Annotated in this window: 22 protein-coding genes; 13 read left to right on the top strand and 9 right to left on the bottom strand. The window is 53.9% G+C overall.

All coding sequences use genetic code 11. The features are described from left to right. Positions 1–50 precede the first annotated feature (50 nt). From OKF39_RS04955 to mtnN, 3 genes are read right to left on the bottom strand one after another with little or no spacing between them, the layout of a single operon-like run. Positions 51–674: a TRIC cation channel family protein gene (locus OKF39_RS04955; protein WP_028015568.1), complete on the bottom strand. Its 624-nt coding sequence runs from the start codon at positions 672–674 to the stop codon at positions 51–53. Positions 675–695: 21 nt separating this feature from the next. Next, the gene (gene btuF, locus OKF39_RS04960; protein ID WP_045631184.1) at positions 696–1,496 is read right to left on the bottom strand and encodes a vitamin B12 ABC transporter substrate-binding protein BtuF; all 801 of its coding nucleotides are present in this window, start codon (positions 1,494–1,496) and stop codon (positions 696–698) included. Continuing rightward, positions 1,489–2,187: a 5'-methylthioadenosine/S-adenosylhomocysteine nucleosidase gene (gene mtnN / locus OKF39_RS04965; protein WP_028015570.1), complete on the bottom strand. Its 699-nt coding sequence runs from the start codon at positions 2,185–2,187 to the stop codon at positions 1,489–1,491. Before mtnN ends, btuF begins: the two co-directional genes overlap by 8 nt. 82 nt (positions 2,188–2,269) lie before the next feature. Between mtnN and dgt the strand changes: the two genes are divergently transcribed. The 3 genes from dgt to cdaR all read left to right on the top strand — a co-directional run bounded on the left by dgt (position 2,270) and on the right by cdaR (position 6,656). Beyond that, positions 2,270–3,784, top strand: a complete 1,515-nt coding sequence (dgt, locus tag OKF39_RS04970) for a dGTPase (protein WP_028015571.1) — start codon at positions 2,270–2,272, stop codon at positions 3,782–3,784. Positions 3,785–3,915: 131 nt separating this feature from the next. Then, on the top strand, positions 3,916–5,352 hold the full coding sequence (degP, locus tag OKF39_RS04975) for a serine endoprotease DegP (protein WP_028015572.1): 1,437 nt from the start codon (positions 3,916–3,918) through the stop codon (positions 5,350–5,352). 146 nt (positions 5,353–5,498) lie between these two features. Then, a complete protein-coding gene (gene cdaR, locus OKF39_RS04980; protein WP_032644978.1) occupies positions 5,499–6,656 on the top strand; it encodes a DNA-binding transcriptional regulator CdaR in 1,158 nt (385 codons plus the stop codon). A 92-nt stretch (positions 6,657–6,748) separates the two neighbouring features. Here the strand turns inward: cdaR and OKF39_RS04985 are convergent, their stop codons facing one another. The 3 genes from OKF39_RS04985 to OKF39_RS04995 form a co-directional block, all read right to left on the bottom strand. Continuing rightward, positions 6,749–7,135 (bottom strand): DUF3461 family protein, encoded by a 387-nt coding sequence (locus OKF39_RS04985; protein ID WP_014168696.1) that lies wholly within the window; start codon positions 7,133–7,135, stop codon positions 6,749–6,751. 213 nt (positions 7,136–7,348) lie between these two features. Beyond that, a complete protein-coding gene (locus OKF39_RS04990) occupies positions 7,349–9,001 on the bottom strand; it encodes a hypothetical protein (protein ID WP_479983537.1) in 1,653 nt (550 codons plus the stop codon). Positions 9,002–9,040: 39 nt separating this feature from the next. Next, entirely contained in the window at positions 9,041–9,577 is a 537-nt protein-coding gene (locus OKF39_RS04995; protein WP_047363662.1) for a hypothetical protein, read from the bottom strand. A 251-nt stretch (positions 9,578–9,828) separates the two neighbouring features. On the opposite strand from OKF39_RS04995, the gene OKF39_RS05000 reads away from it, so the two are divergent. Then, complete coding sequence (locus tag OKF39_RS05000) at positions 9,829–10,461, top strand: ECs1377 family protein (RefSeq protein WP_041911197.1); 633 nt, start codon at positions 9,829–9,831, stop codon at positions 10,459–10,461. Here the strand turns inward: OKF39_RS05000 and dapD are convergent. The 3 genes from dapD to map form a co-directional block, all read right to left on the bottom strand. After that, a complete protein-coding gene (gene dapD / locus OKF39_RS05005; protein ID WP_008501915.1) occupies positions 10,458–11,282 on the bottom strand; it encodes a 2,3,4,5-tetrahydropyridine-2,6-dicarboxylate N-succinyltransferase in 825 nt (274 codons plus the stop codon). The two genes, OKF39_RS05000 and dapD, sit on opposite strands and share 4 nt — an antisense overlap. A 32-nt stretch (positions 11,283–11,314) precedes the next feature. Beyond that, on the bottom strand, positions 11,315–13,990 hold the full coding sequence (gene glnD, locus OKF39_RS05010; protein WP_008501914.1) for a bifunctional uridylyltransferase/uridylyl-removing protein GlnD: 2,676 nt from the start codon (positions 13,988–13,990) through the stop codon (positions 11,315–11,317). Positions 13,991–14,052: 62 nt separating this feature from the next. Next, positions 14,053–14,847, bottom strand: a complete 795-nt coding sequence (map, locus tag OKF39_RS05015) for a type I methionyl aminopeptidase (RefSeq protein ID WP_028015578.1) — start codon at positions 14,845–14,847, stop codon at positions 14,053–14,055. A gap of 322 nt (positions 14,848–15,169) precedes the next feature. Here map and rpsB point away from each other — a divergent pair, with 322 nt between their 5' ends. From rpsB to bamA, 9 genes are all read left to right on the top strand, one after another. After that, positions 15,170–15,895: a 30S ribosomal protein S2 gene (rpsB, locus tag OKF39_RS05020; RefSeq protein ID WP_003856207.1), complete on the top strand. Its 726-nt coding sequence runs from the start codon at positions 15,170–15,172 to the stop codon at positions 15,893–15,895. Between the two features lie 117 nt (positions 15,896–16,012). Next, on the top strand, positions 16,013–16,864 hold the full coding sequence (gene tsf / locus OKF39_RS05025) for a translation elongation factor Ts (RefSeq protein WP_028015579.1): 852 nt from the start codon (positions 16,013–16,015) through the stop codon (positions 16,862–16,864). A 150-nt stretch (positions 16,865–17,014) separates the two neighbouring features. After that, positions 17,015–17,740, top strand: a complete 726-nt coding sequence (gene pyrH, locus OKF39_RS05030) for a UMP kinase (protein WP_008501910.1) — start codon at positions 17,015–17,017, stop codon at positions 17,738–17,740. A 167-nt stretch (positions 17,741–17,907) separates the two neighbouring features. Next, positions 17,908–18,465, top strand: coding sequence for a ribosome recycling factor (gene frr, locus OKF39_RS05035; protein ID WP_003856180.1), 558 nt, complete (start codon positions 17,908–17,910; stop codon positions 18,463–18,465). Between the two features lie 95 nt (positions 18,466–18,560). Continuing rightward, entirely contained in the window at positions 18,561–19,760 is a 1,200-nt protein-coding gene (gene ispC / locus OKF39_RS05040) for a 1-deoxy-D-xylulose-5-phosphate reductoisomerase (protein WP_041911195.1), read from the top strand. A 185-nt stretch (positions 19,761–19,945) separates the two neighbouring features. Further along, on the top strand, positions 19,946–20,704 hold the full coding sequence (gene ispU, locus OKF39_RS05045) for a (2E,6E)-farnesyl-diphosphate-specific ditrans,polycis-undecaprenyl-diphosphate synthase (protein ID WP_028015581.1): 759 nt from the start codon (positions 19,946–19,948) through the stop codon (positions 20,702–20,704). A gap of 12 nt (positions 20,705–20,716) precedes the next feature. Then, positions 20,717–21,574, top strand: coding sequence for a phosphatidate cytidylyltransferase (cdsA, locus tag OKF39_RS05050; protein WP_041911193.1), 858 nt, complete (start codon positions 20,717–20,719; stop codon positions 21,572–21,574). 11 nt (positions 21,575–21,585) lie between these two features. Continuing rightward, on the top strand, positions 21,586–22,938 hold the full coding sequence (rseP, locus tag OKF39_RS05055; protein ID WP_041911192.1) for a sigma E protease regulator RseP: 1,353 nt from the start codon (positions 21,586–21,588) through the stop codon (positions 22,936–22,938). Positions 22,939–22,969: 31 nt separating this feature from the next. Continuing rightward, positions 22,970–25,387 carry an outer membrane protein assembly factor BamA gene (gene bamA, locus OKF39_RS05060; protein ID WP_028015584.1) on the top strand — a complete coding sequence of 806 codons (2,418 nt, stop codon included), beginning with the start codon at positions 22,970–22,972 and terminating at the stop codon, positions 25,385–25,387. Positions 25,388–25,441: the final 54 nt, after the last annotated feature.

Raw genomic sequence — 25,441 nt, forward strand, 5'->3', positions numbered from 1 at the left:
GCGGATTGTAGGCCCGGTAAGCGAAGCGCCACCGGGCTTATAAACGACGCCTATCTTGAAGTTTCATCCAGCGCAAACGTCGGCAGCTTCAGGTGCCAGCGTATCGCCGCTAAACGTATCACCAGCGTCACGACCATCCCCAGCATCGCGGCGTTTTCCAGCGGAAGTGCAAACGTGTAGTACGCGGTCGCGTGGACAATGCCGCCCGCAATACAGGCCGTTGCGTAAATTTCAGTACGCAGGATCATCGGCACCTCACGCGCCAGAATGTCGCGAATGATGCCGCCGCCCACGCCGGTTAACACGCCCATGCAGATCGCCACCATCGGGCCGGTGCCCGCATTAAACGCCTTATTGACGCCAATACCGACAAACACGGCCAGACCGACGGCATCCAGCACCGGCAATATCCATTTGGGTAATCGGCGGGGCTGGCGAACCAGCACAATGGTTAACAGACAGGTGACCATCGCGACCACAAGATCGGTAGGATCTTTCACCCAAAACACCGGGCCATTTGCCAGCGCCATATCGCGGATTGTCCCGCCGCCAACGGCGGTCACCACGCCAAGCACCAGCACGCCAAACGGATCCATGCGTAGTTTTCCGGCGAGCAGGACGCCGGAGATAGCAAAAACGGCTGTACCAAGAATATCCAGCCAATAAACGAGCATCGTTAAATCCTCGAACAAATGTTAATGACCCTCTGCCAGGGCGGCACAGAGCTGTTTTGCGGCGAGGATAATACGCGGGCTGGCGCGTTCAAACCAGTCACCGTTGAGTGGGATCACCGGAATTTTTAGCTGGCTCTGCCAGAATTGTTTAATTTTAGGAATCTCGCTCGCATTTCCGACCACGACGATGGCCTGCGGCTGGCGCGCCAGAACCTGCTCACGGCTCACCTGAGGCCACGGTACCCGGCTGGCAGCAAAGATATTTTCACCGCCGCACACTTCCAGCACCTGGTTCTGAATCGAGCCTTTTCCGGTGGTAAACAGCGGCTGGCTGCCGAACTGCAGGAAGATGCGCTTTTTAACAGGCGTATCGTATTGGGCTTTCAGCGCGGCATAGTCGCTGAGCATCTGGTTCGCCGCACTCTCGGCTTTTTGAGGCGCAGGGCTATAAGGGGCCAGGGCGCGCAGAGCCTGAGCGACCTGCTCAATACTTACCGCGTCAACCCACATGACCTTGATGCCAAGCGAGGTGAGCTGGTTCACCTGCCGCTCGGCGTTACCGCCGCGCCAGGCCAGCACGAGATCCGGCTTAAGCGCCACAATGCGCTCAAGGTTCATCCCTTGCCAGGTTGCCACTTGTTCAATGCCGGCCGCCTGTGGGGGGTAATCTGAAAAGCTGCTGACGCCAACGGGGGTGATCCCGGCGGCAAACGCCAGTTCGGTGTTAGCGGGAGAGAGGGTAATCACACGCGGCGCGGCGAACAGCCACGCCGGTGCAAGCAGCAGCAGGGCGGCCAGCGCCCTGATAGACCGTTTAGCCACGCGCCAGGTTCTGCACCAGGCGTTCCACCATCACGGTGGACTGTTTTGCCGCAACGGCCAGGAACTCGTCGAAGCTGATGTGAGACTGCTGGTCTGCCACGTCAGAGATGGCGCGAACCACCACGAACGGTACGCTGAAATTGTGGCAAACGTGCGCAATCGCGGTCGCTTCCATCTCTACGGCAACCGCCTGCGGGAAGTTATGACGGATTTTCGCCAGACCGACCGAGCCATTGATGAACGCATCACCGCTGACAATCAGGCCGCGTACCGCGTTGAGATTGAGCTCAGCAATGCAGGCTTCAGCCGCCGCAATCAATTTATCGTCAGCTTTAAACCCTGCCGGGCAGCCCGGAAGCTGGCCATACTCGTAGCCGAACGCGGTGACGTCAGCATCGTGGTAACGCGCTTCGTCGGAGACAACGATATCGCCCACTTTCAGCGTCGGTGCCAGACCGCCTGCTGAGCCCGTGTTAATGATGACGTCCGGCTTGCAGCGCTCAAGCAGCAGGGTCGCACCCAGCGCAGCAGCCACTTTACCGATGCCTGATTTCAGCAGAGCCACCTCAACACCGTTCAGCTGTCCGGTGTAGATCTCACAACCCCCGAGAGAGAGGGTCTGACGGTTCTCAATTTTGTCACGCAGGAGCGTAACTTCTTCTTCCATTGCACCAATAATGCCGATTTTCATAGATTTACTCGCGATGTGCCTTGTTAAGAGGCATAGTCTATCATGCGGTTAAGGGGAAACGCATTCTCACGCGGGGGAGCACATGTCACCAATCGATTTTCGTACCAAAATTAACTGGCACCGACGTTTCCGTTCGCCGCAGGGCGAAAAGAGCGAACATGAGATCCTGCGTATCTTCGAAAGCGATCGCGGCAGGATTATTAACTCGCCCGCCATCCGGCGTCTGCAGCAAAAGACCCAGGTATTCCCGCTGGAGCGTAACGCCGCGGTGCGCACGCGCTTAACCCACTCCATGGAAGTGCAGCAGGTCGGGCGTTATATTGCCAAAGAGATTTTAAGCCGCCTCAAAGAGCAGCGTTTACTGGAAACCTATGGCCTGGATGAGCTGACGGGGCCTTTCGAGAGCATCGTTGAGATGGCCTGCCTGATGCATGACATCGGCAACCCGCCTTTTGGCCATTTTGGCGAGGCGGCTATTAATGACTGGTTTAAACAACGGCTTTATCCGTCGGATGCGGCAAGCCAGCCACTCAGCGATGACCGCTGCATCGTGCGCGATTTACGCCTGCGTGAAGGCGAAGAAGGGCTGAACGATCTGCGCCGCAAAGTGCGCCAGGATCTCTGTCACTTTGAGGGCAACGCGCAGGGGATCCGGCTGGTGCACTCCCTGATGCGCATGAACCTGACCTGGGCGCAGGTTGGCTGCATTTTGAAATATACGCGTCCCGCGTGGTGGATGGGGGAGACGCCCGCATCCCACAGCTATTTAATGAAAAAACCGGGCTATTACCTTTCCGAAGAGGCCTATATAGAACGGCTGCGTAAAGAACTTTCCCTGACGCCAAACGGCCGATTCCCATTGACGTGGATTATGGAAGCCGCCGACGATATTTCCTATTGCGTGGCTGACCTGGAAGATGCCGTTGAGAAAAGAATATTCAGCGTCGAGGAGCTTTATCAGCATCTTTATGCGGCATGGGGAACCCATGAAAAAGGATCGCTGTTTGCGCAGGTTGTCGAAAATGCCTGGGAAAAATCGCGCTCAAATACGTTGAGCCGCAGTACGGAAGATCAGTTCTTTATGTATTTGCGGGTCAATACATTAAATAAACTGGTGCCGTATGCCGCCTCGCGCTTTATTGATAATTTGCCGCAAATCTTTAGCGGGGAATTCAATCATGCGCTATTGGAAGATGACAGCAGTTTCAGCCAACTCCTTGAGCTTTATAAACATGTGGCAATGCGGCATGTGTTCAGCCATCCTGATGTCGAGCAGCTGGAACTGCAGGGATACCGTGTAATCAGTGGATTACTGGAAATTTATTCCCCGTTGCTTCAGCTCTCCGTCGAGGAGTTTAGCGAGCTGGTGGAAAAAGAACGCGTGCGGCGAATTCCTATCGAATCCCGGCTTTATCAGAAACTTTCTACCCGCCATCGACTGGCGTATGTCGAAGCGATGGGTAAGCTGGATCGCCACGCTCTGGAATGGCCGGTGATGGAATATTATTATCGCTGCCGTCTAATCCAGGACTATATCAGCGGCATGACCGATTTGTATGCCTGGGATGAATACCGCAAGCTCATGGCCGTGGAATAATTCCGGAGTTTTGTAAAGAAGGCCAATAAATTTTTACCTTTTCCATAAACTTATGGCCGGAACTAAGCGGTATAAAATGAATCTGAGTTACACAGCAATTTTGCGTTACCTGTAAATCGAGATTGAGAAACATGAAAAAAACCACATTAGCAATGAGTGCACTGGCTCTGAGTTTAGGTTTAGCGCTGTCTCCTCTGACTGCTACTGCAGCCGAGACCGCGTCGTCGGCAGCAACCGCGCAGCAGATGCCAAGCCTGGCACCGATGCTCGAAAAAGTGATGCCATCGGTGGTGAGTATTAACGTTGAGGGCAGCACGACCGTCAATACGCCGCGCATGCCGCGTAACTTCCAGCAGTTCTTCGGTGACAATTCACCGTTCTGCCAGGACGGTTCGCCATTCCAGAGTTCTCCGTTCTGTCAGGGCGGTGGCGCAGGGGATGACGGCCAGGGCGGCGGCCAGCAACAGAAATTCATGGCGCTTGGTTCCGGTGTGATTATTGATGCCGCAAAAGGCTACGTGGTCACCAACAACCACGTTGTGGATAACGCCAGCACCATTAAAGTTCAACTGAGCGATGGTCGTAAATTCGATGCTAAAGTGGTGGGTAAAGATCCGCGCTCCGACATCGCGCTGATCCAGATTCAGGATCCGAAGAACCTGACGGCGATTAAAATTGCCGACTCCGATGCGCTGCGCGTGGGCGATTACACCGTCGCTATCGGTAACCCGTTCGGTCTGGGTGAAACCGTGACCTCCGGTATTGTTTCTGCGCTGGGCCGTAGCGGCCTGAATGCGGAAAACTATGAAAACTTCATCCAGACGGACGCGGCAATCAACCGCGGTAACTCCGGCGGTGCGCTGGTGAACCTGAACGGCGAGCTGATCGGTATCAACACCGCTATTCTGGCGCCGGACGGCGGCAACATCGGGATCGGCTTTGCTATCCCGAGCAACATGGTGAAAAACCTGACTGCTCAGATGGTGCAGTACGGCCAGGTGAAACGCGGTGAACTGGGTATTATGGGTACCGAGCTGAACTCCGAGCTGGCGAAAGCGATGAAGGTGGATGCGCAGCGCGGTGCGTTCGTCAGCCAGGTTATGCCGAACTCCTCTGCAGCGAAGGCGGGCATTAAAGCGGGTGATGTGATCACCTCTCTGAACGGTAAACCGATCAGTAGCTTTGCCGCCCTGCGTGCGGAAGTGGGCTCGATGCCAATTGGCAGCAAAGTGACCCTTGGCCTGCTGCGTGACGGCAAACCGGTTAACGTGAGCCTGGAGCTGCAGCAGAGCAGCCAGAATCAGGTGGACTCCAGCACCATCTTCAGCGGAATTGAAGGCGCAGAGATGAGTAACAAGGGCCAGGACAAAGGCGTGGTGGTGAACAACGTGAAAGCAAATTCACCTGCTGCCCGTATCGGCCTGAAAAAAGGCGATGTGATCATGGGGGCTAACCAGCAACCGGTGAAAAACATCGCTGAACTGCGCAAAATTCTCGACAGCAAACCGTCCGTGCTGGCGCTGAATATCCAGCGCGGTGACACCTCAATTTACCTGCTGATGCAGTAATTCTCTTAAGCCCCTGTACGCAGGGGCTTTCTCGTTTCTGTGACGCCTACCGCAACTCCATACTTCCCCCTCTCACTTTGTGCATTCGCACAATGCAGTCGCTGCTGAACTTCCCTATGCTTGAGCTCTGCTCACAGGAGGGTTACATGGCTGGCTGGCATCTTGATACCAAAATGGCGCAGGATATCGTGGCGCGCACCATGCGCATCATTGATACCAATATCAACGTAATGGATGCCCGCGGGCGCATTATTGGCAGCGGCGATCGCGAGCGTATTGGGGAATTGCACGAAGGAGCCCTGCTGGTGCTCTCTCAGGGCCGCGTGGTTGATATCGATGATGCGGTAGCGAAACACCTGCACGGCGTGCGTCAGGGGATCAACCTGCCGCTGCGTCTGGAAGGGGAAATTGTTGGCGTCATCGGCCTGACGGGCGAACCGGAATCCCTGCGTAAATACGGCGAGCTGGTCTGTATGACGGCGGAAATGATGCTGGAGCAGTCGCGTCTGATGCATCTGCTTGCTCAGGACAGCCGCTTACGTGAAGAGCTGGTGATGAACCTGATTCAGGCGGAAGAACATACGCCTGCACTCAGCGAATGGGCGCAGCGTCTGGGGATCGATCTGAACCAGCCGCGCGTGGTGGCGGTGATTGAGGTCGATAGCGGACAGCTTGGCGTAGACAGCGCGATGGCCGAGCTGCAGCAGCTGCAAAATGCGCTGGCGACGCCGGAGCGCGACAACCTGGTTGCGATCGTCTCGCTGACGGAAATGGTGGTACTCAAACCCGCGCTCAATGCGTTCGGCCGCTGGGATGCGGAAGATCATCGTCGTCGCGTGGAACTGCTGATTTCACGTATGCAGGAGAACGGCCAGTTGCGTTTTCGCGTTGCCCTGGGCAATTACTTTACCGGGCCGGGCAGCATCGCCCGGTCCTGGCGTACCGCGCGCACCACCATGATGGTGGGCAAGCAGCGGATGCCGGAGAGCCGCAGTTATTTCTATCAGGATCTGATGCTGCCGGTGCTGCTCGACAGCCTGCGCGGCGGCTGGCAGGCCAATGAGCTGGCGCGGCCATTAGCGCGCCTGAAGGCGATGGACAACAATGGGTTGCTGCGCCGGACGCTGCAGGCGTGGTTTCGCCATAACGTGCAACCGCTGGCGACCTCAAAAGCGCTGTTTATTCACCGCAATACGCTTGAGTACCGGCTAAACCGGATCTCGGAGCTGACGGGGCTGGATTTGGGGAACTTTGACGACAGGCTGCTGCTCTATGTCGCGTTGCAGCTGGACGAACAGAGATGACTGAGTGCGGTCTGGTGCCCTCACCCCATCCCTCTCCCACGGGGAGAGGGCGCAAACACTAAAAACGGCAATCAGGGATTGCCGTTTTGCTTTTATTTCCGCGTTAATTTCTCAAGATCCGCTTCAATCTCGCTGATCTTGTTGGTGACAACGCTTTCAAGGTGACGCAAATCGTCGAGGATCTTACGCTTGAGATCGACTTCGGTGCGATCGCGCTGGCAAATCTGATCGAGTTCATCGATCACATAGCGCAGGTTAGGGCTGATTTCCTGCACCTCTTTGTACCCTTGTCCTACGCCGTCAGCGACGACGGTCTTACGCTGGCGTGGATATTTAAACTTCACGCTCTTGGCGAAAAACTCTCCTTTATCCTTGTGAAAATAGATTTTTAAAATGTCGTTGTTGGCTTCCTGGCGAAGGCTGTAACGATCGATTTCATCAGGATTGGTAATGCCCAGACTTTTCAGATTATCGTACATAGCGGTACCCTTATCTCAACATAACCTTTGAATAATTAATGAAAAAATTCCTTTTTGCCACCCTCATATACAAAAAAAGCGGGGTCGATCCTGATTACATTTCACTGAAATTACCGGGCAGGGAAGGTGCATTGCCCCCACTCGTTTATTGTTGTTTTTAACGACTACGTCAAGTGGAAATCAATTTAATACCAAAACCTGACGATCTGAGCGCTAGCGCAGTAAGGCGAGGGAGGCCAGCATTTCGCTTTCCGTGGTGGTAATTTCCTGTTCCAACAGTTCGTCGATCCGCTGTTTTTTGATTGCCTGATTGACGCCGAACAGATCGAGCTTATCCAGCAGGAACATCACCAGCGCCGTAATCACGGCGGTCAGGACCGATGAGAGTAAAATGGGAAGCGGTCCTGGTAGACCAAGGCCGCTGAGCCATGACTCAAGGCCAATAGCCGCAAAGACGGAAAGAGAACCTGCTACAAGCTTAAGAATGGCATCGCCTTTTTGGGCCATACTGCTGTGTTTATCCCTGAGGATCGGTACCGTCGGCATCAGGACCTTAAAGCCTTCTTTTACCATCCGCATGATGTTTTTGAACACGCCAACGAAGCAGTTAACAATCCCTTCCAGCAGCATCGACACGAAATTTTTAATAAAGCCGACGGCAACATCTTTTAATAAAACGACAGCGTTTTTGAGAATGTGATCTTTCATGCGACCAAGACGAATCGACAGAGCCTGCGAAAAATCGCTCGCACCTACGCCAGCTTCAATACCGTGCGTTAAACAGCTGCGCAGCTCATAGTAAAGAGGCTTGATAATGAAGAGAATGAGATCGCCCAGCGACTGATGACCTGATGCCTGGGCCGCATCTTTCGCCAGAACTTTTTGGACGTCGCGATCCTTGCGGATATTATCAAATACGGTTTCATTGGTTTTGGTATCCATCGTTTGCTGCGCGATGTCCATTTTCTCGACCATCACCTGCCGCGTTTTGATTTCCTCTTCTGTCAGCGGATGCGCGACATCTTTTTTCCCTTTTTTGACAACTACAAAGCCCTGATCGATCTCCTGCTGGAGTTCTTCGCGGGTTTTAGCGAACTTACCGGTTTTCTCGCCACGGTTATTTTGCATGCTGGTAACAGCATAATTTTCGTCAATATTGAGAATATTTTTGATGTCATCAAGCTTCAGAGCCTTGTTGCTTTTGAGGTTGTTGCATACTTCGGCGCAGGAGACGACATGATCGACTTCGGCAGCCTGCTTCTGCTCTCCCTCGCTTTTCGCATGTTTTTTGTACTGGTAGATCGTGCCGTTACCATATTCATCCTCAGCGCGCAGATTACCGGAGAAATGGTTCTCTTTACGGGCCTTCATTTTTGCACCATCGCGCATGTTCAGAGAGTCGTTGTTGCGCGTCATTTCGCCGCCGTTAAACGACGATTGTTCAGAAAAACGGTCAATGTTTTGACGCTCGTTCAAGTGCTCGCTGTAGCTATCCAGCATAAAGGCATTTCTTTCGGGCGCTTCGTAACTGAACGCCCGGCACTCCTGGTACAGGCGGGACGGGGTAACACCTTGTCGGGTGCCGATATTGCAGGCGCGCATTGTGCCGTCGAGCAGGCTGAGAAACACGGGTTCGAGGATATTGTCGATGGCGCTGCCCGTTGAGATTACGTCCAGGCGGGCCATAACGTCGTCGTTGCTGACCGTCAGGTTGGCCCCCATGATCGCTTCGCGGTAAATGCTGCCGGTATCGCACCCCTTTATAAATGCAGCATCGACTTCTCCGGTCAGATGAGCTTCGATGGCGGACGCCGTCGCCACGGATTTTAGCGCAGGGGCATTCCGTACCTGTTGCAGCTTTTTCATTCTGGCGAGATGTGCATTAAGATTTGTCATCCGTCGTCCTCAGGCCGCAACCAGTAAGTTCCAGGAGGCCATAAAATCACTTTCGCTTTGTGTTCTTAGCTCATCCTGACTTGCCATCATGCCAACAATGAGGCTAAACCTCTCCAGGCTTTTCGCATCGTTAAGCTGATATTCATTTATAAGTGACCAAACCGTTGGCAGATTGGGCGGTGTTTCGACCATCTCGACGATTTTCTGCTGAACGGCTTGAGGTAACTTTTCCCGCGGAACAAGACCAGACACTGCATCATCCAGCAGGGCAATATTTTCCGCTGGGGTCTTGCCATTAGCCTTGATGCAGCATGTCCCCAGCGCATACGCCGCGAGGATAAAGTCATCCCGTTTACTGATATCGCGCATCTTGTCCGCCAGTTCAGTCTGGAGTTTTTTGATCTTTTCGGCGTATTCAGCTTTTGCGATCTGCTGCCCTTCAGCAATCCCTTCGTCTTTGCCGTTATTTTTTCCCCATAAATACGTCCCGGCCAGAGTGACCAGACCTGCGATCCCCGCACCAATTATTTTGCCGTAATGACTCATTGCACGATTCCCGTTTATTGCCCTCAAGGCCAGATTATTATTTGCTGTTCACGAATAATATCGTTAATCCTGTTTTTCAACAAAGCTATGTTTTAAAAGAAAAAATTTGCATTAAGTAACGAGGTGAACTTGCTTGTAAAGAGATTCATCATTGTTACTTCAGCTGAGAAAAGGCGAGCGAGACGGGTATTCAAAAGCGGGGAAATGAGGCAAAGTTATCGCACAAAAGCGTAGCCCGCGGGGATAATGACATGTCAGGACGCATTGATTATCAGATCGAAAAATACAGCTTTGGCGCCGCAGATGAGAGCCCAAGGCTCACGCACCAGTGGGCAGAAGTCGCCGCAGAGTGCCGCCAGCTAAAGGCGGGTGCGGAAGAGCGTTTACGTATTGCCTTACTGAACGTGGATTATGTCACCAGCTTCGAACTGCCGTTCCGGCTGGTGCTGACCCGCGCCCCTCAGCTTATCGCCGGGCTGCGCGATGAGTTTCAGCTAAGCCAGAAGAACGTCATCTTTAACGGCAAGCGCTTTGGCTGCGTCTACAGCCTGAAAGCCGATCTCAATGCGATTCCTGAGGCTTTTCAGTACCGCATGAGTACCCGCATTCGGCGGATCGATCCCACCGGGCTTACTGCAGAGCCCTTCCGGCAGATCGCCAAAGAGGTAAAAGCGCCGCGTGAGCGACTGAAGCTGGCGCTGGAGTCGGGTCTGGCCGTGACGGCTCTCGACGGGCTTTTCTGGCTGGGGAGCCAGCGTATGGCGGCGGATATCGCAGGGTTGAGAAAAAAGGGAATGGCAATCGCGACTGCGGAAACGGACGTTTTTGATGATTATACCGGGACGCACAGGCGCGTCCCGGTTTATCAACGCGTCGGGGATTAGTCGATGGTGCGCAGCAGTTCGTTGATGCCCACTTTACCGCGGGTTTTCGCATCCACTTTCTTCACGATAACGGCACAGTACAGGCTGTATTTACCGTCTTTTGACGGCAGGTTACCGGAAACGACCACTGAGCCCGCCGGAACGCGACCGTAGTGCACTTCGCCGGTTTCGCGATCGTAAATGCGGGTGCTCTGGCCGATGTAAACGCCCATGGAGATCACGGAGCCTTCTTCCACGATCACGCCTTCAACCACTTCTGAACGCGCGCCGATGAAGCAGTTGTCTTCGATGATGGTCGGGTTAGCCTGCAGTGGCTCCAGAACGCCACCGATGCCGACGCCGCCGGACAGGTGAACGTTTTTACCGATCTGCGCGCAGGAACCGACGGTTGCCCAGGTATCGACCATGGTGCCTTCGTCAACGTACGCACCGATGTTCACATAGGATGGCATCAGCACGGTGTTACGTGCGATGAATGCGCCCTGACGAACTGCCGCTGGTGGGACTACGCGGAAGCCTTCTTTCTGGAAACGCGCTTCGTCGTAATCCGCGAATTTCATTGGCACTTTATCGAAGTAGCGGCTTTCTGCTCCGTCGATAACCTGGTTATCGTTGATGCGGAAAGAGAGCAGCACGGCCTTCTTCAGCCATTGATGAGTAACCCACTGACCGTCGATTTTTTCTGCCACGCGCAGGGCGCCGGAATCCAGCAGGGAAATAACCTGGTTTACCGCTTCACGGGTCACGGTATCCACATTTGCCGGAGTGATCTCGGCGCGACGCTCAAAAGCGGACTCAATAACGTTCTGTAACTGCTGCATTGTTTACTCTTTCCATTTCACTAAAAAACACGTCACCCTTTATCGTTTGGATTGAGGGCTGCTGTCAACCGTTGTTGCACTTCAAGCTGCAGGTCATTATTAAGGGCACGCCGGTCGGCGGTGGCGATTATAAATAAATCTTCTACTCGCTCGCCAATGGTTGTAATTCGGGCCCCATGGAGCGAAATTCCCAGATCGGCAAAAACCTGGCCGACGCGGGCAAGCAGCCCTGGCTGGTCGAGCGCGATCAGCTCCAGGAACGATTTACGGTCGGTGTGGGTCGGCAGGAAGTTGACCTCGGTATCGACAGTAAAATGACGCAGTTTCGCCGGCTGACGGCGCGGCTGCGGGGGCTGCCAGCTGCGCTGCGTGATCGCTTGCTCCAGACCGAAGCGAATCCCTTCATGCCTGTCCGAGGACAGCGGGCTGCCGTCCGGCTCCAGCACAATAAAGGTATCCATCGCCATGCCGTCGCGGGTGGTAAAAATCTGCGCGTCGTGAACGCTAAGGTTACGTCTGTCCAGCTCGGCGCAGACGGCAGCAAACAGATAAGGCCGGTCCGGGCTCCAGATGAATATCTCCGTTCCACCGCGCGTGGCCTGCGGGCTCAGCAGGATCATCGGTTGAGACAGATCGTGCTTCAGCAGGTGCCGCGCGTGCCAGGCAAGCTGGTTTGGGCTGTGGCGCACAAAATAGTTGGCACGGCAGCGGGCCCAAATCTGATGCAGCGCCTCTTCATCAATGTTATCCATCCGCAGCAGCGCCAGCGCCTGCAGCTGGTGATGACGCACGCGCTCGCGCATGTCCGGGGTGTTTTGCATCCCGCGTCGCAGCTGTTTTTCGGTGGCGAAGTACAGCTCGCGCAGCAGGCTCTGCTTCCAGCTGTTCCACAGGGTCTCGTTGGTGGCGCAAATATCGGCCACCGTCAGGCAGACCAGATAGCGCAGACGGTTTTCCGTTTGAACTTCTTCGGCGAACTGCTTAATAACCTCAGGGTCCTGAATATCGCGACGCTGGGCGGTGACCGACATCAGCAGGTGATGGCGCACCAGCCAGGCGACCAGCTGCGTTTCGCGCGAGTTGAGACCGTGCAGTTCGGCAAATTTCAGCACGTCCTGTGCGCCCAGCACCGAGTGATCGCCGCCGCGGCCCTTGGCGATGTCGTGGAACAGGGCGGCAATCAGGATCAGTTCCGGATGGGTCAGGCGCGGCCACAGCTCCACGCACAGCGGGTGGCGGGAGCGCGTCTCTTCTTTGGCAAAGCTTTCCAGCTTGAGCATCACGCGGATGGTGTGTTCATCCACTGTGTAGGCGTGGAACAGATCGAATTGCATCTGCCCAACGATGTGCGACCACTGCGGCATATAGGCCCACAGCACGCTGTGACGGTGCATCGGCAGCAGCCCGCGGCTGACGGCACCCGGATGGCGGAGCATACTCAGGAACAGTGAGCGCGCTTCCGGGATGTAACACAAAGGCTGCGTCAGATGGCGGCGCGCGTGGCGCAGATGGCGCAGGGTGGTGGAGTAGATCCCGGTGATGGTGCTGTTGCGCACCATGGTGTAGAACATCCGCAGAATCGCTTCCGGCTCACGGATAAACAGCGTTTCGTCGCGCAGATCGATAAGCGTGCCGCGCAGCTGGAATTCATCGTCAATCGGGCGCGGCTTTTCGTCGGCAGTCAGGGCCAGAATGGCCTCGTCGAACAGCTGCAACAGCATCTGGTTCAGCTCGGTGACCCGGCGGGTGACGCGGAAGAAATCCTTCATCATCTGCTCAACCGGCTCGTTGCCTTCGCCCTGATAGTTCAGCCGCTGCGCTACGCTGAGCTGACGGTCAAACAGCAGGCGGTTATCGTAGCGGGTAACTTCCAGATGCAGGGCAAAACGGATGCGCCACAGCAGGTGCAGACACTCGTTTAGCTCGTTACGCTCGGCCTCGGTCAGGAAGCCAAAGCCGACCATCTCGTCCATCGAGGTGGCGCCAAAGTGGCGACGGGCGACCCACTGTAACGTGTGGATGTCGCGCAGGCCGCCGGGGCTGCTTTTAATATCGGGTTCAAGATTATAGCTGGTGCCGTGGTAGCGCTGGTGGCGCTGGTTTTGCTCCTCGACCTTGGCGGCGAAGAATTTCTCAGATGGCCAGAAGCCGTCGCTGAAAATATGCTTTTGCAGCTCCAGGAACAGCGCGACGTCGCCAATCAGTAGGCGGGTTTCAATCAGGTTGGTGGCGACGGTCAGGTCCGAGAGCCCCTCCAGCAGACACTCTTCCAGGGTGCGCACGCTGTGGCCCACTTCAAGCTTGACGTCCCACAGCAGAGTCAGCAGCTCGCCTATTTTCTGCGCCTGTTCGTCCGGCAGCTTTTTGCGGCTCAGGATCAGCAGGTCGATATCGGAAAGCGGATGCAGCTCCCCGCGGCCATAGCCCCCGACGGCAACCAGCGCGACGTCGCTCACCTGCCCGAAACCGTAGTCGATCCACAGACGCTGCAGGAGCTGATCGATAAATTCGGTGCGCGCTTCGATGAGCTGCTCGGCAGAGACGCCCGCGTCGAACGCGCTGCCCAGCCAGCGGTGGAAAACATCCATATGGGCTTTTATATGCGCGCAGGTCAGCTCGTGCGGCGGCCAGACGCCCGGGTTATCGGGCTGGTCGGGGAGGGTGGGAAGTGCTGTGTTAGCATACTGTTCGGGTAATAGATTACTCATCGTGCGCCACCCATAAGAAAAAGCTATCGCCATTAAAAAAGCCGGCATTTGCCGGCTTCTTATCACTCAATGTTCGTCAGTATCGCCGGGATGGTGTCATCCTTGCGCAACGTCATAATTTCGCAGCCGTTGTCCGTTACCACAATAGTATGCTCGTACTGGGCAGACAAGCTTCTGTCTTTGGTTTTCACCGTCCAGCCGTCTTTCATAGTGCGGATGCGGTAGTCACCGGCGTTGACCATCGGTTCGATGGTGAAGGTCATCCCTTTTTGCAGCACCACGCCGCCGTCATCGGCATCATAGTGCAGAACCTGCGGTTCTTCATGGAAGACGCGGCCAATGCCGTGACCGCAGTATTCGCGCACCACGGAGAAACCTTCCGCTTCCACGAATTTCTGAATTGCGGCACCGAGAGTGCGCAGGCGGATGCCCGGCTTAACCATTTTCAGCGCCAGGTACAGGCTCTCTTGCGTCACTTTGCACAGACGCTCGCCCAGAATCGTTGGTTTACCAACGATGAACATCTTCGAGGTGTCACCGTGGTACTCGTCTTTAATAACGGTCACGTCGATGTTGACGATGTCGCCATCTTTCAACAGTTTTTCGTCGTCCGGAATACCGTGGCAAACCACTTCATTAATAGAGATGCAGACGGATTTCGGGAAACCGTGGTAGCCGAGACAGGCGGAAACCGCGTGCTGCTCGTTAACGATATAGTCATTACAGATGCGATCCAGTTCCCCGGTGCTGACGCCCGGCTTCACGAACGGCTCGATCATTTCCAGCACTTCCGCGGCCAGACGACCGGCGACGCGCATCTTTTCAATTTCTTCAGGTGTCTTAATAGAGATAGCCATGTAATCTGTCCATCGGTGTCGATTTTTTCGACAATACTAGTCTAAGTGTCGTCAATGGTATCAGTCAGGCACGCCCCGTGCCAAATTGAGAATCATTAACAGCACACTCCGCCAACAACTGTTGGTTTCTGGTCGTGTTTTGTGGTATAAAGCGCGCCGGACTTCCGATCCATCTCAGATACACAGGCTGGACGGAAGCGACAAATCTCACTTTGTGTAACAACACACACGTATCGGCACATATTCCGGGGTGCCCTTCGGGGTCGGTAATATGGGATACGTGGAGGCATAACCCCAACTTTCAATATAGAGGTTTTAAAACATGGCAACTGTTTCCATGCGCGACATGCTCAAGGCTGGTGTTCACTTTGGTCACCAGACCCGTTACTGGAACCCGAAAATGAAGCCTTTCATCTTCGGCGCGCGTAACAAAGTTCACATCATCAACCTTGAGAAAACTGTACCAATGTTCAACGAAGCCCTGGCTGAGCTGAACAAGATCTCTTCCCGTAAAGGTAAGATTCTGTTCGTTGGTACTAAGCGCGCTGCAAGCGAAGCTGTGAAAGATGCTGCTAACAGCTGCGACCAGTTCTTCGTGAACCATCGCTGGTTGGGCGGCATGCTGACCAACTGGAAAACTGTTCGTCAGTCCATCAAGCGCCTGAAAGATCTGGAAACCCAGTCTCAGGACGGTACTTTCGACAAGCTGACTAAGAAAGAAGCGCTGATGCGCACTCGTGAACTGGACAAGCTGGAAAACAGCCTGGGCGGTATCAAAGATATGGGCGGCCTGCCAGACGCGCTGTTCGTAATCGATGCAGACCACGAGCACATCGCTATCAAAGAAGCTAACAACCTGGGTATCCCGGTATTCGCTATCGTTGATACCAACTCCGATCCGGACGGTGTTGACTTCGTTATCCCGGGTAACGACGACGCAATCCGTGCTGTTAGCCTGTACCTGAGCGCTGTAGCTGCTACCGTTCGTGAAGGCCGTTCCCAGGATCTGGCTTCTCAGGCGGAAGAAAGCTTCGTAGAAGCTGAATAATAAGGTTTTACCCCTTATTAGTACCGTGTATGAATAGGGGCCCATTATCGGCCCCTTTTTTCAATTTACACTGTTTGGCCTCCGGCCGGGCAGTTCACATCTCCCGAGGATTTAAGAATGGCTGAAATTACCGCATCCCTGGTAAAAGAGCTGCGCGAGCGTACTGGCGCAGGCATGATGGATTGCAAAAAAGCGCTGACTGAAGCGAACGGCGACATCGAGCTGGCAATCGAAAACATGCGTAAATCCGGTGCGATCAAAGCAGCTAAGAAAGCAGGCAACGTTGCTGCTGACGGCGTGATCATCACTAAAATCGACGGCACCTACGGCATCATTCTGGAAGTTAACTGCCAGACTGACTTCGTTGCTAAAGATGGCGGTTTCCAGGCATTTGCGAACAAAGTTCTGGACGCAGCTGTTGCTGGCAAAATCACTGACGTTGAAGTTCTGAAAGCACAGTTCGAAGAAGAACGTGTTGCGCTGGTTGCTAAAATCGGTGAGAACATCAACATCCGTCGCGTATCTTCCCTGGAAGGCGAAGTACTGGGTTCTTACCAGCACGGCGCACGTATCGGTGTTCTGGTTGCGGCTAAAGGCGCTGACGAAGAGCTGGTTAAACAGCTGGCAATGCACATCGCTGCAAGCAAACCAGAATTCGTTAAGCCAGAAGACGTGTCTGCTGAAGTGGTAGAGAAAGAGTACCAGGTTCAGCTGGACATCGCGATGCAGTCTGGTAAGCCAAAAGAAATCGCAGAGAAAATGGTTGAAGGCCGCATGAAGAAATTCACCGGCGAAGTTTCTCTGACTGGCCAGCCTTTCGTTATGGATCCAAGCAAGTCTGTTGCTCAGCTGCTGAAAGAGCACAACGCTGACGTAACTGGCTTCATCCGCTTCGAAGTGGGCGAAGGCATCGAGAAAGTTGAGACTGACTTCGCAGCAGAAGTTGCTGCAATGTCCAAGCAGTCTTAATGATTGAAAAGGAGCCGCCTGAGGGCGGCTTCTTTTTGTCACCCGTCACAGGAAATCAGACAGGCTCCAGTATCGCCGTGCTGATTTGCGGCATATTATGTCGCCAGAATTAACTCCCATCTTAATCGTTGACAGTCTCAGGAAAGAAACATGGCTACCAATGCAAAACCCGTGTACAAACGCATTCTGCTTAAGCTGAGTGGCGAAGCGCTGCAGGGATCGGAAGGCTTCGGTATTGACGCAAGCATCCTTGATCGCATGGCACAGGAAATCAAAGAACTGGTCGAACTGGGTATCCAGGTTGGCGTGGTCATTGGCGGTGGCAACCTTTTCCGTGGTGCTGGTCTGGCGAAAGCGGGGATGAACCGCGTAGTGGGCGACCACATGGGTATGCTGGCAACCGTGATGAATGGCCTGGCAATGCGTGATGCGCTCCATCGCGCCTACGTGAATGCCCGCCTGATGTCCGCGATTCCCCTGAATGGCGTATGCGATAATTACAGCTGGGCAGAGGCCATCAGCCTGCTGCGCAACAACCGCGTGGTGATCCTCTCCGCCGGTACGGGTAACCCGTTCTTTACCACCGATTCCGCTGCCTGCCTGCGCGGTATCGAAATTGAAGCCGACGTGGTGCTGAAAGCGACCAAAGTAGACGGCGTGTTTACTGCCGACCCGGCAAAAGATCCTTCTGCGACCATGTACGATCAGCTGAGCTACAGCGAAGTGCTGGATAAAGAGCTGAAAGTGATGGATCTTGCCGCCTTCACGCTGGCTCGCGACCACAAACTGCCGATCCGTGTCTTCAACATGAACAAGCCTGGCGCACTGCGTCGCGTGGTCATGGGCGAAAAAGAAGGCACTTTGATCACGGAATAATTTCCGTCGACGATAAATACAGGTAAGATTCCGCTTTACTTTGTAGTGGTATCTTACCTGGACGCGCCTTTGGCGTTGTCATGAATTAAACGCGACTATACTTAGCACACCTGTAGCGCTGTGCTGGCGGATAGTCTGCCTGAGACAAGTTTTCAAGGATTCGTAACGTGATTAACGACATCAGAAAAGATGCTGAAGTACGCATGGACAAATGCGTAGAAGCGTTCAAAAACCAAATCAGCAAAATCCGTACTGGCCGTGCTTCCCCAAGCCTGCTGGATGGCATCATCGTAGAATACTACGGTACGCCAACCCCTCTGCGTCAGCTCGCGAGCGTGACGGTTGAAGATACCCGTACGCTGAAAATCAACGTCTTCGATCGCTCTATGAGCCCGGCCGTTGAGAAAGCGATCATGGCTTCTGACCTGGGTCTGAACCCAAGCTCAGCGGGTGCTGACATCCGCGTTCCGCTGCCTCCGCTGACGGAAGAGCGTCGTAAAGATCTCATCAAAGTGGTTCGCGGTGAAGCTGAGCAGGGTCGTGTTTCCGTGCGTAACGTGCGTCGCGATGCGAACGATAAAGTGAAAGCACTGCTGAAAGAAAAAGAGATCAGCGAAGATGACGATCGTCGTTCTCAGGACGACATTCAGAAAATGACCGACGCTGCCATCAAGAAAATTGATGCGGCGCTGGCAGAAAAAGAAGCGGAACTGATGCAGTTCTGATTTCTGTCGTACACTGATAAACGCCGTTCAGAGGGACTTCGGGTCTTGCTGGCGGCGTTTTGCTTTTATCTGGTCTAACTTTTTTCGGGCATCTCATGAAGCATTTAACACTCCTCGGCTCAACCGGTTCCATTGGTTGCAGTACTCTCGACGTCGTCCGCCATAATCCTGAACTTTACACCGTGACAGCGCTGGTGGCCGGTAAGAATGTGCAGCGTATGGTCGAGCAGTGCCTGGAGTTTATGCCCCGCTATGCGGTGATGGATGACGAAGAGAGCGCACGCCTGCTAAAAGCCCAACTGCGTGAGAAGGGCAGCCGAACCGAGGTGCTGAGTGGCCAGCAGGCGGCCTGCGAGATGGCGGCGCTGGATGAGGTTGACCAGGTTATGGCGGCCATTGTCGGCGCAGCCGGGCTGCTGCCGACACTTGCTGCGATCGATGCCGGTAAAGATGTTTTGCTCGCCAATAAAGAGTCGCTGGTGACCTGCGGACGTCTGTTCATGGACGCGGTAAAACAGCGCGGGGCGCGTCTTTTACCGGTCGACAGCGAGCACAACGCCATTTTTCAGAGTTTACCGCAACCTTTTCAACAGAACCTGGGGTACGCTGACCTGGAGCAGAATGGCGTTGTGTCGATTCTGCTTACCGGGTCTGGTGGCCCGTTCCGTGAAACGCCACTGTCTGAACTGCGCGCAATGACGCCGGATCAGGCGTGCCGTCATCCGAACTGGTCAATGGGGCGTAAAATCTCCGTGGATTCTGCCACCATGATGAACAAAGGTCTGGAATACATTGAAGCGCGCTGGCTGTTTAATGCGTCGGCGAAACAGATGGAAGTACTGATCCACCCGCAGTCGGTGATTCACTCGATGGTGCGCTATCAGGATGGCAGCGTGCTGGCACAGCTCGGCGAGCCGGATATGCGTACGCCTATTGCTCATTCAATGGCATGGCCGAACCGGGTGAAATCCGGCGTGAAGCCGCTTGATTTCTGTAAGCTCAGTTCTCTGACGTTCAGTGAACCAGACTACGATCGTTATCCTTGTCTGAAGCTTGCAATGAACGCCTTTGACCAGGGGCAGGCGGCGACGACGGCACTGAATGCAGCCAATGAAATTACCGTTGACGCATTTCTGAATCAGCAGATCCGTTTTACCGATATCGCGTCCTTAAATTTATCGGTACTGGAAATGATGGATTTGCGCGAGCCACAAAGCGTGGAAGAGGTGCTGGCGGTGGATACAGCTGCTCGTGATATTGCGCGTAAACAGGTGACACGTCTCGCAAGCTGGTGATAAAGCAAGCACTAGTGGTCGTGCTATTTGTTAGCGTTGGGCTTCAGTGATATAGTCTGCGCCACCTGATCGCAGGAATTTGACTTTATGTGGTCAGGTAAGCCGTGGTTTGACACGGCTTTTTTATGTACAGGCTTAAGTATTCCTGAGTACCGTTAAATCCTTTCAGGGACAAAAAACGCGTTATGTTGTCTGCGAATCAACCAATAAGCGAAAACTTGCCAGCTCATGGCTGCCGTCATGTAGCAATCATTATGGATGGCAACGGGCGCTGGGCGAAAAGACAAGGGAAAATACGAGCCTTTGGGCATAAAGCGGGAGCGAAATCTGTTCGCCGCGCCGTCTCTTTTGCCGCCAATAACGGCATTGATGCGTTAACGCTCTATGCTTTTAGCAGTGAAAACTGGAATCGACCTCCGCAGGAAGTGACTGCGTTGATGGAATTGTTCGTGTGGGCGCTAGACAGCGAAGTAAAAAGCCTGCACCGCCACAACGTTCGCCTGCGCATCATTGGCGATACCAGTCGTTTTAACTCACGTTTGCAGGAGCGGATTCGTAAAGCAGAAGCGCTGACGGAAAATAATACCGGTCTGACGCTCAACGTTGCGGCGAATTACGGTGGACGCTGGGATATTATCCAGGGCGTTCGGCATCTGGCCGAACAGGTTCAGGAAGGGCTGTTGAGACCCGACCAGATTGATGAAGAGGCGCTGAGCAAGCAAATCTGCATGAATGAACTGGCACCTGTGGATTTGGTAATTAGGACAGGGGGGGAACATCGCATAAGTAACTTTCTGATATGGCAAATTGCCTATGCTGAACTTTACTTTACGGATGTTCTCTGGCCCGATTTTGATGAACAAGACTTTGAAGGTGCGCTGCATGCCTTTGCCAATCGAGAGCGTCGTTTCGGCGGCACCGAGCCAGGTGGCGACAAAGCCTGATGGGGGTAGCTTTTGCTGAAGTATCGCCTGATTTCCGCTTTTGTTTTAATACCCATTGTCATTGCGGCGCTGTTTTTACTGCCCCCGGTGGGATTCGCCATTGTCACGCTGGTAGTGTGCATGCTTGCCGCGTGGGAGTGGGGACAGTTTAGCGGCTTTACCTCGCGCAGCCAGCGAGTATGGCTTGCGGTACTCTGTGGCTTTATCCTGGCCATAATGCTGTTTACGTTGCCTGAATATCACCATGATATTCATCAACCGCTGGTTGCCGGCTCCTTGTGGATGTCGTTGGCCTGGTGGGTTGTTGCGCTGTTGCTGGTGCTTTTTTATCCAGGTTCGGCCGCAATCTGGCGTCATTCAAAAGTGCTGCGACTGATTTTTGGTTTGCTCACCATTGTTCCGTTTTTCTGGGGCATGGTCGCGCTGCGCGCCTGGCATTATGACGAAAACCACTACAGCGGTGCGATCTGGCTGCTTTATGTGATGATTCTCGTCTGGGGGGCTGACTCCGGGGCCTATATGTTTGGTAAACTGTTTGGCAAACATAAGCTGGCACCAAAAGTTTCGCCGGGGAAAACCTGGCAAGGCTTCATCGGCGGCTTGTTTACGGCAGCGATCATTTCCTGGGGCTATGGCGTCTGGGCAGATCTGGCCGTGGCACCATCAATACTGCTGGTGTGCTCGATTTTTGCTGCACTTGCCTCAGTGCTCGGTGATTTAACCGAAAGTATGTTTAAGCGTGAAGCAGGGATTAAGGACAGCGGACATCTTATTCCAGGGCATGGCGGTATACTGGATCGCATTGACAGCCTGACAGCGGCTGTTCCAGTATTTGCTTGCCTGCTTTTACTGGTATTCGGGACGATTTAACGGAAGGTTTTATGCTGAGCATTCTCTGGAATCTGGCGGCGTTCATTGTTGCACTGGGTGTACTGATTACCGTGCATGAATTTGGCCATTTCTGGGTTGCTCGCCGTTGTGGTGTGCGGGTAGAGCGATTCTCCATTGGTTTTGGCAAATCACTCTGGACGCGCACCGACCGTCACGGCACGGAATTTGTCATCGCTCTTATCCCGCTTGGCGGCTACGTCAAAATGCTCGACGAACGTGTTGAGCCTGTCGCTCCCGAACTGCGACACAGTGCGTTTAACAACAAAACCGTTGGACAACGCGCCGCTATCATCGCTGCCGGACCGGTAGCCAACTTCATCTTTGCGATTTTCGCTTACTGGCTGGTGTTTATCATCGGCGTACCTGGCGTGCGTCCGGTAGTGGGGGATATTGCCCCTGACTCCATCGCGGCGAGTGCGCAAATTACCTCCGGGATGGAACTTAAAGCGATTGATGGCATCGAAACCCCTGATTGGGATGCCGTGCGACTGCAGCTGGTAGCCAAAATTGGCGATCCGCAGACAACTATCAGCGTATCGCCGTTTGGGTCAGACGCGCGTCAGGACAAAGTACTGGATTTACGCCACTGGCGTTTCGAGCCAGACAAAGAGGATCCCGTCGCTGCACTGGGCATTCGTCCCCGCGGCGCGCAGATTGAGCCGGTATTAGCCGAAGTACAGGCAAATTCGGCGGCGAGCAAAGCGGGTTTGCAAGCTGGCGACAGGATCGTTAAAGTCGATGGTCAACCATTAACAGAGTGGATGACCTTTGTTACTCTGGTGCGCGATAATCCGGGGACGTCCCTCGCGCTGGAAGTTGAAAGGCAAGGCAGTCCGCTTTCGCTGACGCTGATCCCGGATACGAAGTCGGTCGGCAAAAAGGCAGAAGGGTTTGCAGGCGTTGTGCCAAAAGTGATCCCGCTGCCAGATGAGTACAAGACAATACGCCAGTATGGGCCGTTCAGCGCCATTCTTGAAGCCACGGATAAAACATGGCAACTGATGAAGCTGACGGTCAACATGTTGGGGAAATTGATAACCGGTGATGTGAAACTGAACAACCTCAGTGGGCCAATCTCGATTGCTCAGGGGGCTGGGATGTCAGCGGAGTTCGGGGTGATTTACTATCTCATGTTCCTCGCGCTTATTAGCGTGAACCTTGGGATTATCAACCTGTTCCCGCTTCCCGTTTTAGACGGGGGTCATCTGCTGTTTTTAGCGATTGAAAAGCTAAAAGGCGGGCCGGTATCCGAGCGAGTTCAAGACTTTAGTTATCGCATTGGCTCGATTTTGCTGGTGCTGTTAATGGGGCTTGCACTTTTCAATGATTTCTCTCGGTTGTAAGAGAGTTAGTTAGGAAGAACGCATAATAACGATGGCGATGAAAAAGTTGCTCATAGCGTCGCTGCTGTTTAGCAGCGCCACCGTATACGGTGCTGACGGGTTCGTAGTGAAAGATATTCATTTCGAAGGCCTTCAGCGTGTCGCCGTTGGTGCGGCCCTCCTCAGTATGCCTGTGCGCCCCGGCGATACGGTTAATGATGAAGATATCAGTAACACCATCCGTGCTCTGTTTGCCACCGGCAACTTCGAGGACGTCCGCGTCCTGCGCGATGGTGATACGCTGCTGGTACAGGTAAAAGAACGTCCAACGATCGCCAGTATCACTTTCTCCGGCAACAAGTCGGTGAAAGATGACATGCTCAAGCAAAACCTTGAAGCATCGGGTGTTCGTGTGGGTGAATCTCTGGACCGCACAACCCTTTCAGACATTGAAAAAGGTCTGGAAGACTTCTACTACAGCGTCGGTAAATACAGCGCCAGCGTGAAAGCGGTTGTCACTCCGCTCCCGCGTAACCGTGTTGACCTGAAGCTGGTCTTCCAGGAAGGTGTTTCTGCGAAGATCCAGCAGATCAACATCGTGGGTAACCACGCGTTCAGCACCGACGAACTGATCTCGACCTTCCAGCTGCGCGATGAAGTGCCGTGGTGGAACGTGGTTGGCGATCGTAAATACCAGAAACAGAAGCTGGCGGGCGACCTTGAAACCCTGCGCAGCTACTATCTGGATCGCGGTTATGCCCGCTTCAACATCGACTCGACTCAGGTCAGTCTGACTCCGGACAAGAAAGGTATCTACATTACGGTTAACATTACTGAAGGCGATCAGTACAAGCTTTCTGGTGTTGAAGTGAGTGGTAACCTGGCGGGGCATTCTGCTGAGATCGAATCGCTGACCAAAATTCAGCCGGGCGATCTGTACAGCGGATCCAAAGTCACCAAAATGGAAGACAGCATTAAGAAGCTGCTCGGCCGCTATGGTTATGCCTATCCGCGCGTACAAACTCAGCCGGAAATCAACGATGCGGATAAAACCGTTAAGCTGCACGTTAACGTTGATGCGGGTAACCGTTTCTACGTGCGTAAGATCCGCTTCGTCGGTAATGACACCTCTAAAGACTCCGTTCTGCGTCGTGAAATGCGTCAGATGGAAGGGGCGTGGCTGGGCAGCGACCTGGTCGACCAGGGTAAAGAGCGTCTGAACCGTCTGGGCTATTTTGAAACCGTAGATACTGAAACTCAGCGTGTACCGGGCAGCCCGGATCAGGTTGATGTCGTTTATAAAGTGAAAGAGCGTAACACCGGTAGCTTTAACTTCGGCGTGGGCTACGGCACGGAAAGCGGCGTGAGTTTCCAGGTAGGCGTCCAGCAGGATAACTGGCTGGGTACGGGTTACTCTGTTGGTATTAACGGTACCAAAAACGACTACCAGACCTACTCTGAGTTCTCCGTTACCAACCCATACTTCACCGTTGACGGTGTGAGCCTGGGCGGTCGTATCTTCTATAACGACTTTAAAGCGGATGATGCAGATCTGTCTTCCTACACCAACAAAAGTTACGGTGTGGACGGAACGCTTGGCTTCCCGGTTAACGAATACAACACCCTGCGAGCGGGCTTAGGTTACGTGCATAACGACCTGTCCAACATGCAGCCGCAGGTGGCGATGTGGCGTTATCTGGATTCTATCGGCCAGTCGGCGAGTACCTCCAGCGATGACAACGGTTTTGCTGCAGATGACTTCACCTTCAACTATGGCTGGACCTACAACCGTCTTGACCGCGGTTTCTTCCCAACAGAAGGCTCTCGCGTTAACCTGAACGGTAAGGTGACCATTCCTGGTTCCGATAACGAGTTCTACAAGGTGACGCTGGATACCGCGTCCTACTTCCCGATTGATGACGATCACAAGTGGGTGGTGCTGGGTCGTACCCGTTGGGGCTATGGTGACGGTATCGGCAGTAAAGAGTTGCCGTTCTATGAGAACTTCTACGCGGGTGGTTCAAGCACCGTGCGTGGCTTCCAGTCTAACAACATTGGTCCGAAAGCGGTTTATTACGGCGGTAATGATGAAGATAACTGCGCAAGCCGTGATCCAAAACAAGTATGTAGCTCTGATGATGCGGTAGGCGGTAACGCCATGGCCGTGGCCAGCCTGGAGTTCATCACCCCAACGCCATTTATCAGTGATAAATACGCGAACTCCGTACGTACGTCCTTCTTCTGGGATGCGGGTACGGTGTGGGATACCAACTGGGAGAATACTGCCCAGATGCGCGCGGCTGGCGTTCCAGACTATAGCGATCCGGGCAATATTCGCATGTCTGCCGGTATCGCATTACAATGGATGTCACCGCTGGGGCCGTTGGTCTTCTCCTACGCCCAGCCGTTTAAGAAATACGATGGAGACAAAGCGGAGCAATTCCAGTTTAACATTGGTAAAACCTGGTAATAATCCGCTGCAATGGAATGCGTTGGCAGTGTAGCGCTGACAACCGGCGATCGG

The organism is Enterobacter cloacae complex sp. HYC042_NIDB, assembly GCF_056673315.1.

What these genes read in the sequence shown, in the direction of transcription:
- degP (WP_028015572.1), top strand. Translation starts at nt 3,916, where the DNA reads ATGAAAAAAACCACATTAGCAATGAGTGCACTGGCTCTGAGTTTAGGT.
- OKF39_RS04985 (WP_014168696.1), bottom strand. Translation starts at nt 7,135, where the DNA reads ATGTACGATAATCTGAAAAGTCTGGGCATTACCAATCCTGATGAAATC.
- mtnN (WP_028015570.1), bottom strand. Translation starts at nt 2,187, where the DNA reads ATGAAAATCGGCATTATTGGTGCAATGGAAGAAGAAGTTACGCTCCTG.
- ispC (WP_041911195.1), top strand. Translation starts at nt 18,561, where the DNA reads ATGAAGCATTTAACACTCCTCGGCTCAACCGGTTCCATTGGTTGCAGT.
- dgt (WP_028015571.1), top strand. Translation starts at nt 2,270, where the DNA reads ATGTCACCAATCGATTTTCGTACCAAAATTAACTGGCACCGACGTTTC.
- OKF39_RS05000 (WP_041911197.1), top strand. Translation starts at nt 9,829, where the DNA reads ATGTCAGGACGCATTGATTATCAGATCGAAAAATACAGCTTTGGCGCC.
- dapD (WP_008501915.1), bottom strand. Translation starts at nt 11,282, where the DNA reads ATGCAGCAGTTACAGAACGTTATTGAGTCCGCTTTTGAGCGTCGCGCC.
- bamA (WP_028015584.1), top strand. Translation starts at nt 22,970, where the DNA reads ATGGCGATGAAAAAGTTGCTCATAGCGTCGCTGCTGTTTAGCAGCGCC.
- tsf (WP_028015579.1), top strand. Translation starts at nt 16,013, where the DNA reads ATGGCTGAAATTACCGCATCCCTGGTAAAAGAGCTGCGCGAGCGTACT.
- rseP (WP_041911192.1), top strand. Translation starts at nt 21,586, where the DNA reads ATGCTGAGCATTCTCTGGAATCTGGCGGCGTTCATTGTTGCACTGGGT.
- pyrH (WP_008501910.1), top strand. Translation starts at nt 17,015, where the DNA reads ATGGCTACCAATGCAAAACCCGTGTACAAACGCATTCTGCTTAAGCTG.
- OKF39_RS04955 (WP_028015568.1), bottom strand. Translation starts at nt 674, where the DNA reads ATGCTCGTTTATTGGCTGGATATTCTTGGTACAGCCGTTTTTGCTATC.
- rpsB (WP_003856207.1), top strand. Translation starts at nt 15,170, where the DNA reads ATGGCAACTGTTTCCATGCGCGACATGCTCAAGGCTGGTGTTCACTTT.
- OKF39_RS04995 (WP_047363662.1), bottom strand. Translation starts at nt 9,577, where the DNA reads ATGAGTCATTACGGCAAAATAATTGGTGCGGGGATCGCAGGTCTGGTC.
- OKF39_RS04990 (WP_479983537.1), bottom strand. Translation starts at nt 9,001, where the DNA reads ATGAAAAAGCTGCAACAGGTACGGAATGCCCCTGCGCTAAAATCCGTG.
- cdaR (WP_032644978.1), top strand. Translation starts at nt 5,499, where the DNA reads ATGGCTGGCTGGCATCTTGATACCAAAATGGCGCAGGATATCGTGGCG.
- ispU (WP_028015581.1), top strand. Translation starts at nt 19,946, where the DNA reads ATGTTGTCTGCGAATCAACCAATAAGCGAAAACTTGCCAGCTCATGGC.
- glnD (WP_008501914.1), bottom strand. Translation starts at nt 13,990, where the DNA reads ATGAGTAATCTATTACCCGAACAGTATGCTAACACAGCACTTCCCACC.
- map (WP_028015578.1), bottom strand. Translation starts at nt 14,847, where the DNA reads ATGGCTATCTCTATTAAGACACCTGAAGAAATTGAAAAGATGCGCGTC.